Origin of the sequence: Flavobacterium fluviale (genome assembly GCF_003312915.1) — a bacterium.
GTDB classification, from domain to species: domain Bacteria; phylum Bacteroidota; class Bacteroidia; order Flavobacteriales; family Flavobacteriaceae; genus Flavobacterium; species Flavobacterium fluviale.
The window spans coordinates 1,766,418-1,783,586 of record NZ_CP030261.1 but is presented as its reverse complement, the minus strand read 5'-3'; the positions used below and the strand labels follow the sequence as shown (position 1 = coordinate 1,783,586).

The 17,169-nt window shown below is 33.3% G+C and carries 18 protein-coding genes; 11 read left to right on the top strand and 7 right to left on the bottom strand.

Going from position 1 to position 17,169, the window contains the following annotated elements:
- The first annotated feature begins 20 nt into the window (after positions 1–20).
- The 3 genes from HYN86_RS07910 (at position 21) to murI (ending at position 2,491) form a co-directional block, all read left to right on the top strand.
- Complete coding sequence (locus HYN86_RS07910; RefSeq protein WP_113677552.1) at positions 21–1,049, top strand: OmpH family outer membrane protein; 1,029 nt, start codon at positions 21–23, stop codon at positions 1,047–1,049.
- 15 nt (positions 1,050–1,064) lie between these two features.
- Complete coding sequence (locus HYN86_RS07905) at positions 1,065–1,568, top strand: OmpH family outer membrane protein (RefSeq protein WP_170830271.1); 504 nt, start codon at positions 1,065–1,067, stop codon at positions 1,566–1,568.
- A 146-nt stretch (positions 1,569–1,714) separates the two neighbouring features.
- Positions 1,715–2,491, top strand: coding sequence for a glutamate racemase (gene murI, locus HYN86_RS07900; RefSeq protein WP_113677551.1), 777 nt, complete (start codon positions 1,715–1,717; stop codon positions 2,489–2,491).
- 2 nt (positions 2,492–2,493) lie between these two features.
- Here the strand turns inward: murI and HYN86_RS07895 are convergent, their stop codons facing one another.
- Complete coding sequence (locus HYN86_RS07895; protein ID WP_113677550.1) at positions 2,494–3,729, bottom strand: aromatic hydrocarbon degradation protein; 1,236 nt, start codon at positions 3,727–3,729, stop codon at positions 2,494–2,496.
- Positions 3,730–5,058, bottom strand: coding sequence for a DUF4270 family protein (locus HYN86_RS07890; protein ID WP_113677549.1), 1,329 nt, complete (start codon positions 5,056–5,058; stop codon positions 3,730–3,732).
- Positions 5,059–5,289: 231 nt separating this feature from the next.
- Here HYN86_RS07890 and HYN86_RS07885 point away from each other — a divergent pair, with 231 nt between their 5' ends.
- The 6 genes from HYN86_RS07885 to HYN86_RS07860 all read left to right on the top strand — a co-directional run bounded on the left by HYN86_RS07885 (position 5,290) and on the right by HYN86_RS07860 (position 10,118).
- A complete protein-coding gene (locus HYN86_RS07885) occupies positions 5,290–6,132 on the top strand; it encodes a DUF6268 family outer membrane beta-barrel protein (RefSeq protein WP_113677548.1) in 843 nt (280 codons plus the stop codon).
- 14 nt (positions 6,133–6,146) lie between these two features.
- A complete protein-coding gene (locus HYN86_RS07880) occupies positions 6,147–7,154 on the top strand; it encodes a Kelch repeat-containing protein (RefSeq protein WP_113677547.1) in 1,008 nt (335 codons plus the stop codon).
- Positions 7,144–7,473, top strand: a complete 330-nt coding sequence (locus tag HYN86_RS07875; RefSeq protein ID WP_113679880.1) for a DUF4907 domain-containing protein — start codon at positions 7,144–7,146, stop codon at positions 7,471–7,473. The genes HYN86_RS07880 and HYN86_RS07875 overlap by 11 nt, the downstream gene beginning before the upstream one ends.
- Positions 7,474–8,574, top strand: coding sequence for a sensor histidine kinase (locus HYN86_RS07870; RefSeq protein WP_113677546.1), 1,101 nt, complete (start codon positions 7,474–7,476; stop codon positions 8,572–8,574).
- A gap of 12 nt (positions 8,575–8,586) precedes the next feature.
- Positions 8,587–9,297, top strand: coding sequence for a dioxygenase family protein (locus HYN86_RS07865; RefSeq protein WP_113677545.1), 711 nt, complete (start codon positions 8,587–8,589; stop codon positions 9,295–9,297).
- 104 nt (positions 9,298–9,401) lie between these two features.
- Positions 9,402–10,118 carry a LytR/AlgR family response regulator transcription factor gene (locus tag HYN86_RS07860; RefSeq protein WP_113677544.1) on the top strand — a complete coding sequence of 239 codons (717 nt, stop codon included), beginning with the start codon at positions 9,402–9,404 and terminating at the stop codon, positions 10,116–10,118.
- A gap of 88 nt (positions 10,119–10,206) precedes the next feature.
- Here the strand turns inward: HYN86_RS07860 and HYN86_RS07855 are convergent, their stop codons facing one another.
- Both HYN86_RS07855 and HYN86_RS07850 read right to left on the bottom strand, forming a co-directional pair.
- On the bottom strand, positions 10,207–10,725 hold the full coding sequence (locus HYN86_RS07855) for a gamma carbonic anhydrase family protein (RefSeq protein ID WP_113677543.1): 519 nt from the start codon (positions 10,723–10,725) through the stop codon (positions 10,207–10,209).
- A gap of 12 nt (positions 10,726–10,737) precedes the next feature.
- Entirely contained in the window at positions 10,738–11,727 is a 990-nt protein-coding gene (locus HYN86_RS07850) for a PorP/SprF family type IX secretion system membrane protein (RefSeq protein WP_113677542.1), read from the bottom strand.
- Between the two features lie 143 nt (positions 11,728–11,870).
- On the opposite strand from HYN86_RS07850, the gene HYN86_RS07845 reads away from it, so the two are divergent.
- Together HYN86_RS07845 and HYN86_RS07840 are read left to right on the top strand one after the other, a co-directional pair.
- Positions 11,871–12,770 carry a NifU family protein gene (locus HYN86_RS07845; RefSeq protein WP_113677541.1) on the top strand — a complete coding sequence of 300 codons (900 nt, stop codon included), beginning with the start codon at positions 11,871–11,873 and terminating at the stop codon, positions 12,768–12,770.
- 90 nt (positions 12,771–12,860) lie between these two features.
- Positions 12,861–13,676 (top strand): mechanosensitive ion channel family protein, encoded by an 816-nt coding sequence (locus HYN86_RS07840; RefSeq protein ID WP_113677540.1) that lies wholly within the window; start codon positions 12,861–12,863, stop codon positions 13,674–13,676.
- 6 nt (positions 13,677–13,682) lie between these two features.
- Here the strand turns inward: HYN86_RS07840 and tsaB are convergent, their stop codons facing one another.
- Genes tsaB through HYN86_RS07825 form a run of 3 tightly spaced genes read right to left on the bottom strand, consistent with a single transcriptional unit; the run spans position 13,683 to position 17,141 of the window.
- Complete coding sequence (gene tsaB / locus HYN86_RS07835) at positions 13,683–14,354, bottom strand: tRNA (adenosine(37)-N6)-threonylcarbamoyltransferase complex dimerization subunit type 1 TsaB (protein WP_113677539.1); 672 nt, start codon at positions 14,352–14,354, stop codon at positions 13,683–13,685.
- A 36-nt stretch (positions 14,355–14,390) separates the two neighbouring features.
- Positions 14,391–15,683: an efflux RND transporter periplasmic adaptor subunit gene (locus HYN86_RS07830; RefSeq protein WP_113677538.1), complete on the bottom strand. Its 1,293-nt coding sequence runs from the start codon at positions 15,681–15,683 to the stop codon at positions 14,391–14,393.
- A 6-nt stretch (positions 15,684–15,689) separates the two neighbouring features.
- Positions 15,690–17,141, bottom strand: coding sequence for a TolC family protein (locus HYN86_RS07825; protein WP_113677537.1), 1,452 nt, complete (start codon positions 17,139–17,141; stop codon positions 15,690–15,692).
- Between the last annotated feature and the right edge of the window lie 28 nt (positions 17,142–17,169).

The window sequence follows — 17,169 nt, the reverse complement described above, 5'->3', positions numbered from 1 at the left end:
TCATCAAATAAAGTTATGTTATGAGAAAACAATTTTTATTTATATTTTTAGCCTTGATTGTAGCAAATACAAGTCAGGCACAAGGTAAGACGACTAGGATAGGCTACATCGACATGGAATATATTTTAGAAAATGTTTCCGATTACAAAGAAGCTAAATCACAATTAGAGTTAAAAGCTCAAAAGTGGAAACAGGAAGTTGAGGCTAAAAAATTAAATATTAATACCCTAAAGGAAAGTTTAAAAGCTGAAAAAGCTTTACTTACTAAAGAATTAATAGAAGAAAGAGAAACTGAAATCAAGTTTCAGGAACAAGAAATGATGGATTATCAGCAGAAGCAGTTTGGTGCTGATGGTAATTTAATGCGTCAGAAAGCAGCTTTGGCAAAACCAATACAAGATCAGGTTTTTACTGCTGTACAAGATATCGCAGAGGCTAAAAATTATGACTTTGTTTTTGACAAATCATCAGATCTAACAATGCTTTTCAGTAATAAAAGATTTGACATCAGCGATCAGGTTTTAAGAGTTTTAAACCGTACGGAAAAACGTGAGCAGCTGACAAAAAAACAATTGAAAGAGCAGGAAGCTAAAGAAAATCTTGAAAATGCAATAGATGAAAATCCAGCAATGGCAGATCGTCAAAAAGCTCTTGACGAGAAAAAAGCGGCTAGAGAGAAACTAATTCAAGATCGAAAATTAGAGCAGGAAGCTAAGAAAAAAGAATACGAAGACAGAAGAAATGCCATCGCAGCCGAAAGGGAAGCTAAAAAAAATGGCACGGTTTCTGGAACAGCTAAAACAGCATCAGAAACACCTGCAGCAACAGAGGCTGCTAAAACAAATGCAACGGCGAAACCTGCAGCAAATGCAACTGAAGGAACAACAACTGCTGAGCCTGCAATGACAAAAGCAGAAGAAAGACAATTACTTTACGAGCAGCGCAAAAAAGAATTAGAAGAGAAAAGAAAGAAAATTTTAGAAGAAAGAGAAGCGGCTAAAAAAGCAAAAGAAGCCGGAACACAGAAAACAAATACGACCAATAATTAATTAATATTTTTAAAAATGATGAAACAAATCAAAACTTTACTAATTGCTGCGATTTTAATTTTAGGAGCAAGTAACACAATGAACGCACAGGCTAAAGTTGCCCATGTTGATGTAAGCGAGATCATGTCGAAAATGCCTGCTATGTTAGATGCTCAAAATCAACTGCAAAAATTAAGTGGAACATATGATGCTGAATACAAAAAGATGGTTGATGAATATCAAGTAAAAATCAAAAAGTATGAAGCAGAAGCTGCTACAGTAACTGATGCTGTTAACGGTGAGCGTTCTAAAGAAGTTCAAGATATGCAAAAAAGAATTGTTGATTACAGAGACAATGCACAAAAAGAACTTCAACAAAAAGAAACTGATATCGTAAAACCTTTAATGGAAAAAGTTAGAGCTTCTATCCAAAAAGTTGGAAAAGCTAAAGGTTTCCAATACGTTTTAGACGGTTCTACTTTATTATTAGCTGATGGTCCAAACATCACTGCTGACGTTAAAAAAGATTTAGGATTCTAAGAAATTCCAACTCGAATAATTAAACTGCTCAATTTATTTTTGAGCAGTTTTTTTTTACAAAAATTTAAAACCAATCTCTCGTATATTTTCTAGATTTGAATTAACTTAGACTAACAAATTGTATCAAAAAATATTAAATTTGCTTTATGATAAACAACAATCCTATAGGCGTTTTTGATTCTGGCATTGGCGGAACTTCCATCTGGAGCGCTATTCATGATCTTCTTCCAAACGAGAAAACTATATATCTGGCTGATAGCAAAAATGCACCATACGGTCAAAAAAGCAAAGATGAAATTGTTGATTTAAGCAAAAAAAATGTAGAGTTTTTACTAGAGAATAATTGCAAATTAATTGTTGTTGCCTGCAACACAGCTACTACAAATGCAATATTTGAACTTCGCGAAGCGTATGACGTTCCGTTTGTTGGAATAGAACCGGCAATTAAACCTGCAGCAAACAATTCGCAGACTCAGGTAATAGGAATCCTTGCCACAAAAGGAACTTTAAACAGTGAATTGTTTAACAAGACTGCCGAGATGTTTCAACACACCACAATAATTGAACAAGTGGGTCACGGATTGGTACAGCTTATTGAAGATGGAAATCTATATTCTCCAGAAATGACACAATTACTAGAATCGTATTTACAGCCTATGATAGAAGCTAATATCGATTATCTTGTTTTGGGCTGCAGTCATTATCCTTATCTAATTCCTCAGATTAAAAAAATTCTCCCAGATCATATTAAAATTATTGATTCAGGAGAAGCTGTTGCACGCCAGACTAAAAATTTACTTCGCGATAAAGTTGGATTTTCGGATAGTACAGAAAATGATCCTGTTTTTTATGTCAATTCTAACCCTAAAGTTTTAGAGTCAATTTTAGAGCATAAATATCCTGTAATCCGAAAAGATTTTTAGGATTATTCGATCTTTCGCTTGACGAACCAAATTCCGTCCAGCGATAAATTAAGCGATATTTTATGGTAGTTTTCCTTGATTAGATCATTTGCGATTCTTCCTTTTTGTCCGTAAGAATACGAAACATTCAAAGAAGAAAAAGTGTTATCAACAGGAAGATTAAGTCCGATTGAAAACGATGCATTATTCACACGTTTTCCATCCACTTCAAGATAACCTGTATCGTAGCTTATACCAGCTGCATATCCTACCCTATCCCAATATTTTCGAACATTTTTTTTTGTGCTGTAAGTCAGTCCAAACGCAAAACGATCTTGGTTTACAAAATCACCATATAATTCAGACTGCTTTGTATCTTCCCAAAAACTTTTTTCATAATCGAAAGTCACATTCAAGTTATTCTTAAATCTTTTACTAATTCCAAAGCCCATTTCTAATGGCATGTAATAATCGTCTGTATCTGAGGCTTTATCCGATTCTACAGCCGTTTCAACTTCATCTGCAATACTCGTTACAGATTGCACTTTAGATGCATTTACCCGTGTAGGAGCCTTAAATGTTGTACCAATTGTAAAAGTAGAATCTATTTTGTATTGAGCACCTAATAGGGCACGAACGCCGCTGTAATCAGTTTTTTTGTGTATTGTTGTAATTGTATTTGCAATTAAAAACGCACGATCATCAACCGTGTTTCCAAAAAGAACTGTTGCGGTTGCTCCTAATGTCAATTTCTTTCCGAAGCGGTATCCATACGAAAAATCTAAATTATTTAATCCGCCTGATCCTTCAGCTGTTACATAATAGTATTCCTGACTGTCCGCAATTGGCAGTTTCAAATTTGAGATTTTAAAAACGGAACTTGAGTAAGGACGAAGCGAAAGACTAAAACCAGATTTTTTTGTAACTGGAAAGGCAAAAGCAATATGTGAAAATTGAAAATTGTTTCGTTTCTCTGATCTATTACCACTTTGATAGGTTGTCGCTATAGCTTTTCCTCCAATATCAAAAAGAAAGTGATTTTGATACATAAAGCCCAAAGATGCCGGATTTAAATTATTGATAAAAATATCTGATGGCAGTGCAATTCCTGAAGAACCTGTAGATGGCAGATATCCAAAATCTGATTCATATAAACTTCCCACTCCATACAATGAATATGGAGAACTGGAAATACTTTGAGAAAAAGAAGTCAGCGACATCAAAATGAAGCAGCTCCATAAAATTATTTTATTTTTCATTTAGTAAGAGATGTAATAAACTTTCAGCTGAATTTTATTATTCGGATTTTTTTGATCTGCCAAAACTATTCGGTCAACAGATTTAGAAATTCCAGGAAGTGTTAATATGAGCGATGATCTGGAATCTGCTTTTTTGAGCATTTCGCTTTGCAGAAAACTTCCAATTGGAATTGTGTAGGCTACATTTTCGTTAAATTCATCACTCTTTTTATTTAATAACCCATAAACGGTTGTACCCGCAGAATTTACTAATGCACTGCTGACTCTATTGAGATTATCACCCACATAAACCGCAAGAGAATCTTCTAAAGGATATTTTTCTGAATACGAATTATTTACTGGTTTTAGAATAAGTTCTGCATTAACAATTGCTCCGTTGGTCGAAATATTTTTAAACTGCTTTATATTTGGAAAATCTATTCGACACGCCACACCAGTCCCTGACTGTATAAATCCTTGATTATTGGTCTGCGTACTTGGAAGATAACTGCTGGAAATGGGGAGATTTTGCAATAAAGTGCCCGTTTTATCCAACGAAATAGAGTTAAACTGCTTTGCAATATCAGCTATCGTAAAATCAATTATATACGACAACTCATCTGCGTCTGCATGATATTTTGAATAGTACATCCTCACTTTACTTTCTGGAACGCTAAATCCAATAACATTAGAAGAACTGCCAGTTTCAGGAACTAAAACAAGTCCCTTTAAGTATTCTGTAAAACTGTCAAAATCTGTAATTTCTCTTTTTTTAATTTTTTGAAAAAGAGCTTCTCCAAATTCATCATTCATTCTAATATTAATAGAATCTTTTTGAGTCGGTCTTGGTGTAAATGATATTGTTCCGAGGCTTTCTGGGCTGTAGTTTAAAGTTGAATTATTATAAAAGCTGTCGTTATCGGTGTTAGGTTTAACTTTTTGAATTAGTCGATGAATATTAAAAGTTTGAACCTTTGTGGTATCACCATAGTAATAATTATCATATTTAAGAATCATGGAAATCGAATCGAAGACATAATTGATTGCCTGTGTATCTGAAGTAGAGCCATTTAATGCATAAGAAGTAGTAGAAAGCTGAAAATAACTGTCTGACTTCACTTTCCCAAAAATGGGATCATCGTAATTTCCTATCAGAATTCTGCTTCGGCTTGATGTTATCAGCGAATCAAAATTTATAGTTGACATTTCGACCGTCACAGTATCGATCATAATCACTTTATTGCTTAAAGCCAAATAATCTGATCCAACAGTAAATTCACCTGTATCAGTATCTGTACCACACGAAAATAAGGTTAGTACAAAAAGAAGAATCAATATAAACTTGTGCATAATTTATTTTTTGAGCAAATATAAAATGCAAGCTTTGCCGACACACTATAACATATACTATCGTGCATTTTTAAGCTACAGATCGCACAAAATGATCTATGATGGCAATTCGTCTGATAAAATTTTATTCGACCTTAAAAAAGACGATTTTGTCTATCAAAACACCTCATACATATATCTTCTTTTTTTTAAGACAGTCATCCGCCTAATTTTGAGCCAATAAAATAAATAATGAAAGTACGGTTTTTAATTTATGCTCTTTTCTTGATTTCGGTTTTAAGCACAAAAGCCCAAGAAAATTTTGGTGCTTCTGTCACTATAAAAACTGAGCCGACAGAAAAAATAAATTTCAACGAAAGTGATATTTCTCTTTTTTACCAAAAACAATTAGGAACAAAAAATAAGATAACTAACACATTAGAATACTCGAATTTGAAAGTGAACTATGAATTTAATCCTTATAATTTTTATGCTGATCAGGATAAATTCAATCAGATTAAAAATACATTTCAATATTCTGGAGTAATATCAGAAAAAACAAAATGGCAGGTTTCTGTAATTCCTACAGCAAATTTTCAGGGAAATTTAGATTTCTCAGATCTTACTGTTTTAGGAGATCTGGAGATCAACCAAAAACTTAGTTCAAAGCTAAATGTAATACTTGGAGCTGGCCGAACATCAATATTTGGTGCACCAAAATTTACTCCAATTATTGCTTTTGATTATAAAATGAATGAAAGAACAAATTTAAAAATTGGTTTTCCAGATTCAAAATTTTCGTTTTCAAATAATGACAGAAACATATTTAGTCTGACGAATAGCTTTAATGGAAATTTCTATCATTTGGATGCGATATCTAATCAAAATAGTACCGCTGAAAAAGCAGTTCTATCACAAATGACATCTGCTTTTGAATATGAAAGAAACGTAACCAAAAATTTGTTTTTAAACTTCAAAGCTGGTTATGATTTTAATAAAAAATACAACTTATTAAACAACAGTGACCATAAAGTTTATGACTACAATACAGGCAACGGTTACATTTTAGGATTGGGGATCAAATACAAACAATAAATATTAAATACACTATGATTAATCTAAAAAAAGGAATTCTATTCACAGCTCTATTTTCGAGCCTCTTTTTTATAAGCTGCAGTAATGATGACGATGATGACGATTTGATGGGAAACTGGATTAAAAAATCGGCCTTTGACGGTCCTGCAAGATCTAGTGCGACTAGTTTCGTTATTGGAGATTATGCTTATGTTGCCGGTGGTTATACAGGCGATGTTTATTTAAAAGATTTATGGGCTTACAACTCTACTGGTGATTATTGGGAACAAAAAGCAGATTTTGCCGGCGTAGGAAGAAGTTCTGCATCTAGTTTTGCATTAAATGACAAAGGATATGTTGGCCTTGGTTACGACGGAACAAATAAACTGAAAGATTTTTATCAGTATGATCCTGCTGCGAACAGCTGGACACAAAAAACTGATTTTGCAGGAACGGCCCGTTATGCTGCGGTTGGTTTTCAAGTTGGAGGCAAAGCTTATTTTGGGACTGGTTATGACGGAAATTATTTAAAAGATTTTTATCAATATGATGATCAAGCCAATTCTTGGACGCTTGTAAATGGTTTCAGCGGAAACAAAAGACGTAATGCAACTGTTTTTGTTATTTCAGATAAAGCTTATTTGGCAACAGGTGTAAACAACGGCGTTTACCAAGAAGATTTTTGGGAGTTTGATCCATCAACTGATGTTTGGACAAGAAAACGAGATATTGACAAAGACACTGACGATGATTATACGTATAATGACGAATATGCAATTGTACGCTCTAATGCATCGAGTTTTTCTATGAATAATTTAGGATATGTTGTGGGTGGAGAAAACATCAAAACAATTTGGGAATACAATCCGACAACTGATTTGTGGGTTGAAAGAACTCCAATGGAAGGTGCTACCAGAACTGATGCTGTAGGCTTTACTATCAACAATCGTGGTTTTTATATGTTAGGAAGAATTGGCACTACTTATTTTGATGATGCGTGGGAATTTAGACCTTTAGAAGAACAAAATGACGATGATAATTAATACTCAAAAATTCTTCTGGAAAATATTCCAGAAGAATTTGATACTTATTTTATTGCTGCTGCTCTTTGCTTCCTGCACCAAAAAAGAAGTACTAAGATCTGAGGTTTTTAAAACAAATTCTGGATGGGGCTACACCATTTCATACAAAGAAAAAATAATCATTAAGCAATCCATCATTCCGGTGATAAGTGAAAATAAAAGTTTTGCGACACAAGACGATGCCCTAAAAACTGCCAATCTTGTTAAAGAAAAGCTCCTAGAAAACTTATCTCCAACGGTAACCAAAAAAGATTTAATTTTATTAAAAATAAAATTGTAAATGCAGATAGATACCATTAAAAATAACAGCTATAACAAAATCTTATTTCATTGTGCGATATGGGTTTTCTTTATTTTGACTTCGCTGATTCAGTTTTATGAAAGTCCATTTAAAATCAATAATGATTTCTATGTACAATGGGGAACAGGGATTGTCTTGTTTTATCTGAATTATTTTTACTTGGTTCCAATCTATCTTTTACAAAAAAAATACTGGCTTTATTTTATCGCCGCTTTCGGACTTATTGCCGCTTTTATGATTATCAGAATAAATTATTTTATTCCAGAATTTAGACATTTAAGACCCGAAAATGTAATGCCTCCGCAAATGATGCCGCACGATCCGCATTTTTTTCCAAGGGGCAGAATTGAGATGAAACAACCGATTTTCTTTAAAATAGGTCCGTCATTTTTCTATATTTTGATCATTACGATCAGCGCTATTATTAGAACACTAACTGAATTTTATAATAATCAGCAGAATAAGCTGATTGCCGAAACACATAGAACAAATACCGAATTAATATATCTGCGTAAACAAACCAATCCGCATTTCTTATTTAATTCTTTGAATAGTATTTATTCTTTGGCACACAAAAAATCTGATTTGGTCCCTGATGCCATCGTGACCTTATCTGAACTTATGCGCTATATGCTCTATGAGACAGATAATAAAACAGTGGCTTTAGAAAAAGAGGTAAACTATATTCAGAATTACATTGAATTGCAGAAACTGAGATTAAACAACATTGAAGATATTGTAATTAATGTACATGGCGACACTAGAAACAAATTTATTGAACCATTACTATTGATTTCATTTGTCGAAAACGCCTTTAAATATGGAACAGATTACAAAGGTGCAGCTCACGTAAAAATTAAAATCCTTATTACAGATAATAATCTTGATTTTTGGATTGAAAATACGATCGAAAATTATGTGAAAGACCCTGAAAATTCAGGAATTGGATTGGTAAATATCCAAAGTCGTCTCGATTTACTTTACCCTAATGCACACGAACTAACCATCACTCAGGATAATGCCTATTACAGAGTTCATTTGAATTTAAAATTAGATGAGATCAAAACCGCAATTCATTAAACGAAACTGATTATGGACAGAAAAAAATTCCTCCGAAATGGGATCTTAGGCATTGCTTCATTAGCAACAGCTTCAACATTATTAGAATCATGCTCCAAAAGTGACCATGACAAAACTAACACAGGCAATTCTGGAGATGGCAGCTGTACGGTTTCACCATCAGAAACAAAAGGTCCTTTTCCAATAAAAACACCAAGTCAGCTGGTTTTAGAAAATATTAAATCTGACCGTGTTGGAATCGCACTTCTGATTAATTTAAAAATTGAAAATAAAAATAACAACTGCGAACCTCTTTCGGGGATTTTGGTAGATGTTTGGCACTGCGACAAAGACGGAAATTATTCAGAGTACGGAGGCACATCAATGCAGCAGACAGATTACACTTCTGTTCATTTTTTAAGAGGAAGACAAACTTCGGATACTAACGGGAATGTTTCTTTTATTTCGATTTATCCTGGCTGGTATCAAGGAAGGGCACCGCATATACATGTTGAAGTTTTATCGAGTTCTGGAAGTTCTTTATTAGTAACTCAAATTGCTTTTCCAGAAACCATTTCCAGTCAAGTATATTCAAGTACTAATTATGCGGCACACGGACAAGCCGATACTGCAAATACAAAAGACAATGTTTTTGCAGACAGTTTATCTGACGAATTGGCTGTTATAACTGGCAATTTAACAGATGGTTATACGCTCACTAAAACTATTACAGTTAACGCATAATTGTGATTTGTGAACCAGTTTTTATGAAAACTTTAAAACTTAATTTACTGGTTTCAAATTACTTTTGAACGCCAAAACAAATTATAACCTAAACTCCCAAAAAAATGAAATGTGTAATTATTGATGATGAGCCTTTAGCCGTAGAATTACTGCAGGATTTTGTTAAAAAAATAGATTCGCTCGAATTGATAAATTCTTTTAACAACGCAATTGATGCCGTTTCATTTATCAATCAGAATAATGTTGATTTAGTTTTCTTAGATATTCAAATGCCTCATTTTTCTGGCATCGACTTTTTAAATACGATAGAAAAAAAGCCTTTAGTTATTTTTACGACTGCATACTCAGATTATGCTGTAGAGGGATTTAATCTTGGTGCGGTCGATTATTTGGTAAAACCAATTCCTTTTCATCGCTTTTTAAAAGCAGTAGTTCGAGCACAGCAGGTTTTACAGCCTGCAATTACCAATCAGGCAATTGCTGAAAACACAAATGTTCCAGAAATTGAGCAGGATTTTATGTTTGTTCGTGCAGAATATGAAAATGTAAAATTGAATTTTGCCGATATTCTTTTTATTGAAGGTTTAAAAGATTATGTCAAAATTTATACAACAGATAATAAATTTATTTTGACCTTAATCAGCTTGATTAAATTAGAAAATTTACTTTCTACCAAAGGATTTGCGAGGATTCACAGATCGTATATTATCAATATCAAACATGTGAAATCTATTCAGAAGAATAAAGTTTTAATAAGCGACAAACGAATTCCTATCAGCGAAAGCTATAAAAATACTTTTTTCGAAAAAATCAACCTATAAGTTTTTTAAATTCAAAAAAAGAAAAATTCCAAATTCCAAGATTCTACTCTTTTGGAATTTGGAATTTTTTTATTGGATTTTTTTAAGTTTATTCTTCGTCTTTAAACCAGCTTGAATACATTACATAATTATTGGAAATACGTTCGATTTCACCTGCAAAATTAGACTGATCTATATCTTTTACTTTTTTAGCAGGAACGCCTGCATAAATACTTCCAGAAGTCACAACAGTGTTTTGAGTCACCACGGCTCCTGCCGCAATGATCGCATTACTTTCAACCACGCAGTTGTCCATTACGATAGCCCCCATTCCGATCAACACGTTATCGTGAATCGTGCATCCGTGTACAATGGCATTATGTCCGATAGAGACATTATTACCAATTATAGTTGGGTGTTTTTGATAAGTGCAGTGAATAACAGCGCCATCTTGAACATTTACTTTGTTGCCAATTTTAATAAAATGCACATCTCCTCGAATAACAGCATTGAACCAAACACTGCAGGAATCGCCAAAAGTTACATCTCCCACAATAGTGGCATTTTCGGCAACATAACAATCGTCTGGAATCAAAGGTGATTTTCCGTTTACAGATTTAATCAGCATAAAAGATAAAATTTAGTTAATTGCAGGACATTTACAGTCGTAACGTTCTTTTTTACAAAATAAATTAATTCCTAAAGTAATTTGATGATAACCGCCTGTATCAAATTTTACATCTCCCATCACTTGAGAATACGTGTAGGCAAACATAAAATTCTTAAAATTGACACCCACAATTGGTGTTACAAATTGTAATTTTTGAGAAGCAACACCACTGTTAGATAGATACTGAGCACCATCAAAACCTCTTCTATAAGAAAGCGCTGCCCAAATACTTCCAAAATCAACAGTTTTGTAAGCTTTCAAGTTAATATCGATTGTTTTTTCTTTCGTTTGATCAAACAGTTGAAAAAGTATAGAAGGTTCCCAGGTAATTTTATCATCTTTCCCAAAAACATATCCTACACTTAATAGAAATTTTCTAAGGTTATCACTCTCGTAATCTGTATACAATTCTCTTCGAGTTTCTAATAATCCCTGAACAGTTGCATGTGCATAAAAATCCAGAAAGTTATAAGATGCTCCAACATCAATATTAAAATAAGAATCTTTTTGAATAGAACCGAAAACTATTGGATCAAAAGTGCCGCCAAATTTCGTTTCATCCAATTGATTCTGTATCAACCCTCCGCTTATTCCAAAAGACAGTTGATTCAGATCAATTTCGTCTCTGGAAAACATTATATGATGCGCATAAGTTAACTTAACGCCTTTCTGAGAGTGATATCCATTTTTATCGTTAAAAACAATAATACCAGCTCCAGAGCGTTCTCCCACTCTTCCATTAAAACTTAAAGTCTGCAAAGACGGAGCATCTTCCTGTCCAAACCATTGTTTTCTGGCAGTTAATCGAATCTTCGCGCAATTAGCAGCACCAGCCATTGACGGGTGAATTAAATAATAATTATCCGACAAATAATCCGAATAGACAGGTATTCCCTCTTGAGAATAAGAATAAAATGATGTAATGATAAAAATTAATAAAACCTTGATTTTTAATTCCATAAAGGCAATTTTGTATCTATATAATTTTCACTCCTGCAATTTAGTACGATTTATTTGAAAAGAGTCTTAATTATTTTATTAAAAAATCAAATATAGCTATTAGTAGAAAATAACTTTAGTAAATTTGCAAAAAATATAATACCATGACAAAAATCACCATAAAAGAAACTCAAAATCCTACTATATTAAAGTTTGAATTTGAAGATTTTATTACTCAAAATCAAAACTTTGAGTTCAAAAATATCGATGAGGCACAAGCGTCTCCTCTTGCACAGCAATTATTCTATTTACCATTTGTAAAAACAGTTTATATTTCTGGAAATTTTATTGCAATCGAAAGATACAGTATTGTAGACTGGGACGATGTTAAAGATGCTGTTGCTGAACAAATTAGTTCTTTTGTTGAAAAAGGAGGAGTAATCATTAAAGCTGATGAAACTAAAGCAAAAAAACAGCCTATAACAGTTTACGGAGAAACTACTCCAAATCCTTCTGCATTAAAATTTGTAGTGAGCAGAATGCTGACACGCAACGCGGTAGAATACAAAAATATCGACCAGACTGCTTCTTCTCCATTGGCTCAGGAATTATTTAAATTTCCTTATGTAAAAGAAATTTTTATTGATGAAAATTATATTTCTGTTACAAAATATGAAATTAATGACTGGTCTGAAATTACACTAGAGCTGAGAACATTTATCAAACAGTTTATCGAAAACGGCGGAACTGTTTTAGATGAGACTCTAATTCAAACTACAACAAAAAATGAAGTAACCAAAGACGAAGCATTTGATAAACTGGATGTTACTTCTCAACAAATTATTAATATCCTAGAAGAATATGTAAAACCTGCGGTAGCTGCTGACGGTGGAAATATTGCTTTCGAATCTTACAATGAAGACGACAAAACGGTAAAAGTACTTTTACAAGGCGCTTGCAGCGGATGTCCTTCATCAACATTTACTTTAAAAAGCGGTATCGAAAATATGCTTAAAAGTATGTTGAATGATGAAGCTATAAAGGTTGAGGCGGTTAATGCTTAATGCCTTTTTTCTTATATAAGAATTTCAATTATATTTGCAGCACAAACATACCTTCTCTACTTTTGAGAAGGTTTTTTTTATTTTAAAATCATGAACGAAGTTACTTCAGATCAAGTTGGTACTTACATCGCCAGATTTATTAACATCTTAGTTGATTATTCTCCTAAATTAATCTCTGCATTTCTAATTTTATTTATTGGTTTATACGCGATCCGCCTGATAAACAGATTAATTAGAAGAATAATGGTAAAGAGAAATCTTGACCCAACTTTAACAAAATTTCTGGCAGACATTTTATTATGGGCACTTAGAATTCTTCTATTTGTTACTTTTATCTCAAAACTAGGAATCGAAACTTCTTCTTTTGTTGCGATTTTAGGAGCAATGGGCCTTGCTGTTGGTTTGTCGTTACAAGGATCGCTTTCGAACTTTGCAGGAGGAATGCTGATTATTGTTTTTAAGCCTTTTAAAGTTGGCGATACAATTGAGGCACAAGGCGTTATTGCAACTGTTGAAGAAATTCAAATTTTTGTAACAAAAATGATTACTGGAACTAATCAGACCGTTTTTGTGCCGAATGGTGCATTATCAAACGGAACGATCATTAATTATTCGATGCAGGCTGAAAGAAAAGCCGACTTGACATTTTCAGTTTCTTATGACTCGGATATCAAAAAAGCGAAAGATATTCTTTTAGAGGTTTTACTATCAAATCCAAAGGTTCTTAAAAATCCAGCACCAGAAGTTTTCGTAAAAAACCTATCTGCGAGTTCTGTTGATTTTGCAGTTCGTCCGTGGGCCGCAAAGGCAGACTTTGGTTCTGTAGTTTCAGATACTTTGGAAAATTGCAAAGTTGCACTGGATGCAGCAGGAATATCGGTTCAGCCGTTTACACTTCAAAAATAATTCTCATTATTTTTTTGAAGGAGCAGTAATCATAAAATCTTTTAAATAATAAGGTTCAAAATAAGCGACATCTACAGTGTCGCTTTTTTGATATTTATCAAAACTGATTTCACTCATAGCTTGTGCCGAAGGATATTTGATATCTTCTAAAAACACAAAATTATCTTCAGTTAAAACAGCTTTACATTTGTCAGCACAATCGCCTACAAAGTAAAGCTTGTCTGTATATTCTTGAAAGGAATTTTCGTCAATTATTTCGGCTTTAATCGCTCTTTCAACTGTCAAGTCTGGATTAAAAACAGCACTGTAAACTTCCATACGGCGTGCGTCTAACATTGGAATAATTTTTCCATCTGTAACTTCGGCCTGAGAAGCCAAAGTTTTAAGCGTATCGACAGCGATTAAAGGTATATTTAAAGCATAACACAATCCTTTTGCGGCAGAAACACCAATCCTTAATCCTGTATAAGATCCTGGACCCTGGCTGACTGCAATTGCATTTAAATCCTGAACAGAAATGCCTGCTTTTGCAATTACTTCTTCAATAAAAACATGAAGTTTTTCTGCATGCGAATAGCCTTCATCTGCTAGTTCGCTGCAAACAATGGTTTTTCCATCTTTTGCAACAGATACAGAACAATTTTTAGTGGCCGTTTCGATGTTGAGGATAAAAGACAAAGTATTAAATTTTAAAATTAGTATTGAATGGTATTTTTATTTCTTCGGAGCATCAGCTTTTTTAAGCTTGACCTTATCTCCAGAATTAAGATCTTTAGAAACGGTTGTGTAAGGGCCTGTAATTACAACATCTCCAGGCTTTAAACCAGACATTACTTCAATATTAGTATCGTCTTGAATTCCTGTTTTTATAACTCTAATTTTAGCTTTATCTCCCACTTTTACAAAAACACATTCGAATTTTTTATCATTTTTCGGAGCCGCTTTTTTATCTTCATTCGGATCTTCAACTTTAAAATCTTTGACCGCTGTAGTATCTGATTTTACAACAACAGAACTAATTGGCACTGCCAAAACGTTTGTTTTTGTTGTTGTAATGATATCAACAGTAGCTGTCATTCCAGGTCTAAAAGGAGAATACGTACTTGGTTTTCCTTCTAATAAATCTTGATACGATTCTTTCAAAATACGAACTTTAACTTTAAAATTCGTTACCTGATCTGAAGTTAAAGTTGTGCTGGCAGAGTTAGAAATACTAGTCACCGTTCCTTTAAATTTCTTTTTTAGATAAGCATCAACTTCAACGTTTGCTTCGTCTCCAATTTTAATTTTTACAATGTCATTTTCGTTTACATCAACTTCAACCTCCATGTTGTTAAGGTTTGCTACACGTAAAAGTTCGGTTCCAGCCATTTGCTGCGTTCCTAAAACTCTTTCTCCTAATTCTACATTTAGAACAGAAATTGTCCCGTCTGCTGGAGAATAAATAGTTGTACGCCCTAAGTTGTCTCTTGCTTCACTTACAGAAGCCGAAGCACTTTGTACGCTGTAATAAGAATTTTGCTTAGTCGCTTTTGCCACTTCAAACGAAGCTATGGCTTTATCCCAGTCAGATCTTGAGATTACACCTTTGTCGTATAATGTTTTGTTACGATCATAATTAGCTTTTGCTTCTTTAAAACTAGCCTCAGATTGTGTTAAACCAGCTTTAGAACCTGATAAGTTAGATACCGAACGGTTATAACTAGAGGTATATAAATCCGGATTAATTTTAACCAGCAAATCTCCTTTTTTAACAACCTGACCTTCTTTTACATTAAGCAAAATAATTTCCCCAGATACTTCTGGAGAAATTTTTACTTCAATTTCTGGTTGAATTTTACCTGTTGCTGAAACTGTTTCAACAATTGTTGAAGCAGTTACTTTGGCTGTCTCTACTTCTTTTCCTTCATCCTTATTTCCTATTACGCCCGATTTCGAAAGACCGATTAAAATTGCAATAAGTACTACTGCACCACCTACTAAGAAATAAATTGTTTTTTTTGACATAATAAATTATTTTGTAATAATTGGAACGATTGGAATTCCGAAATAAAATTCAATTATCTTAATTTTGAACATGTAATCATATTTTGTTCTGATAACATCAGACTGCGCATTGGTCAACAATGTTTGAGCTTGGGTAAAATCAAATGAATTCATCAAACCTACATCATATTTTTCTTTTGCATAATTGTATGCCTGCTGTCTAGCTTCTAGAGTAACAGCTGACGCTTCGTAAGTGTTTAAAGCTGCTCTTGCATCAGTAAATGCGGTATAAACGTCACGCTGCAAATCTAAACTTTTTTGTTCTAAATCTATTTTAGATTTTTCTAAATTTACTTTGCTGCGTTCTACATTGTTCTTAACTGACCAACCATTGAATATAGGAACAGAAAGCTGTAAGCCGAAAGATTGTCCCTTATTGTCATTAAACTGATCAAAAATAGGAGCTGCATTGCCAAGAACTGGTGAGTAATTATTTTGCAAAACTGCTTGATTTGTTCCCTGAACATATCCAATTTGAGATGTTGGGTTCGCAGTATTTAAAGTGGCACCTGTAACGATATCAGAATAACTCGCTCTTGTATTAAAATTATAAAAAGCGCTTAAAGTAGGCTGATATGCACCCCTCGCAATAGTTACATTTTTTTCAGCAATTTCAAGATTAGTTTGTGCCAATTTAAGATCTGTTCTTATTTCTTTAGCTTTACTATAAATCTCAATCGGACTCTGTGCCATGATATTGTTTTCGTCTTCCAAATTCGTATCATCAATAACATCAAAATCTGCGAACTCCTTTAACTGTAAGAGCTGTGCCAGACTCAATTTAGAAATCAATAAATTATTTTCAGAAACAGCAATATTTTGTTTATCTGTAGCCACTGTAGCTTTTAGGTCAAATAAATCACCACGAGGAATTGTTCCAGCATTTACCATTTCTTCAGAACGCGCATATCGTTTTTCATCAATTACTAACTGTTCTTTTTTAACTTTTAAATCTTCTTTGTTAGATAAAATCTGTAAAAAAGCACTAGCTACATTCAAAGAAATATCTTCCTGCATCTTTAATAATTGATATTTTGACGCAATAATAGATAACTTCGCTCTTCTGTATGTATTTTGATTTTGAAGTCCTCGGTAAATATCAACTCCTACCGAAGCACCGACAGACGAATATTGTGTTGTTTGATTCTCAAGTAAACCTGTTGTAATATTTTGATTCAAACCAATATTCCAAGAGTGCGATGCATTTCCATTTACAGACGGAAGGTAACTCCCTAACGCACCTCTTTTATCAATCTCTGCATTTTTAACATCTAATTCTGTCAATTTTATTGTGATGTTATTTTCTAATGCATATCGCACACATTCTTCTAGTGTCCATTGTTTTGATTGCGCATGTCCAGCTAATCCAAAACCGAATAACATTGCAAAAACCAGACTATTAATTTTATTTATTTTCATATATTTTAAATGAAAGCGCAGTAAATGT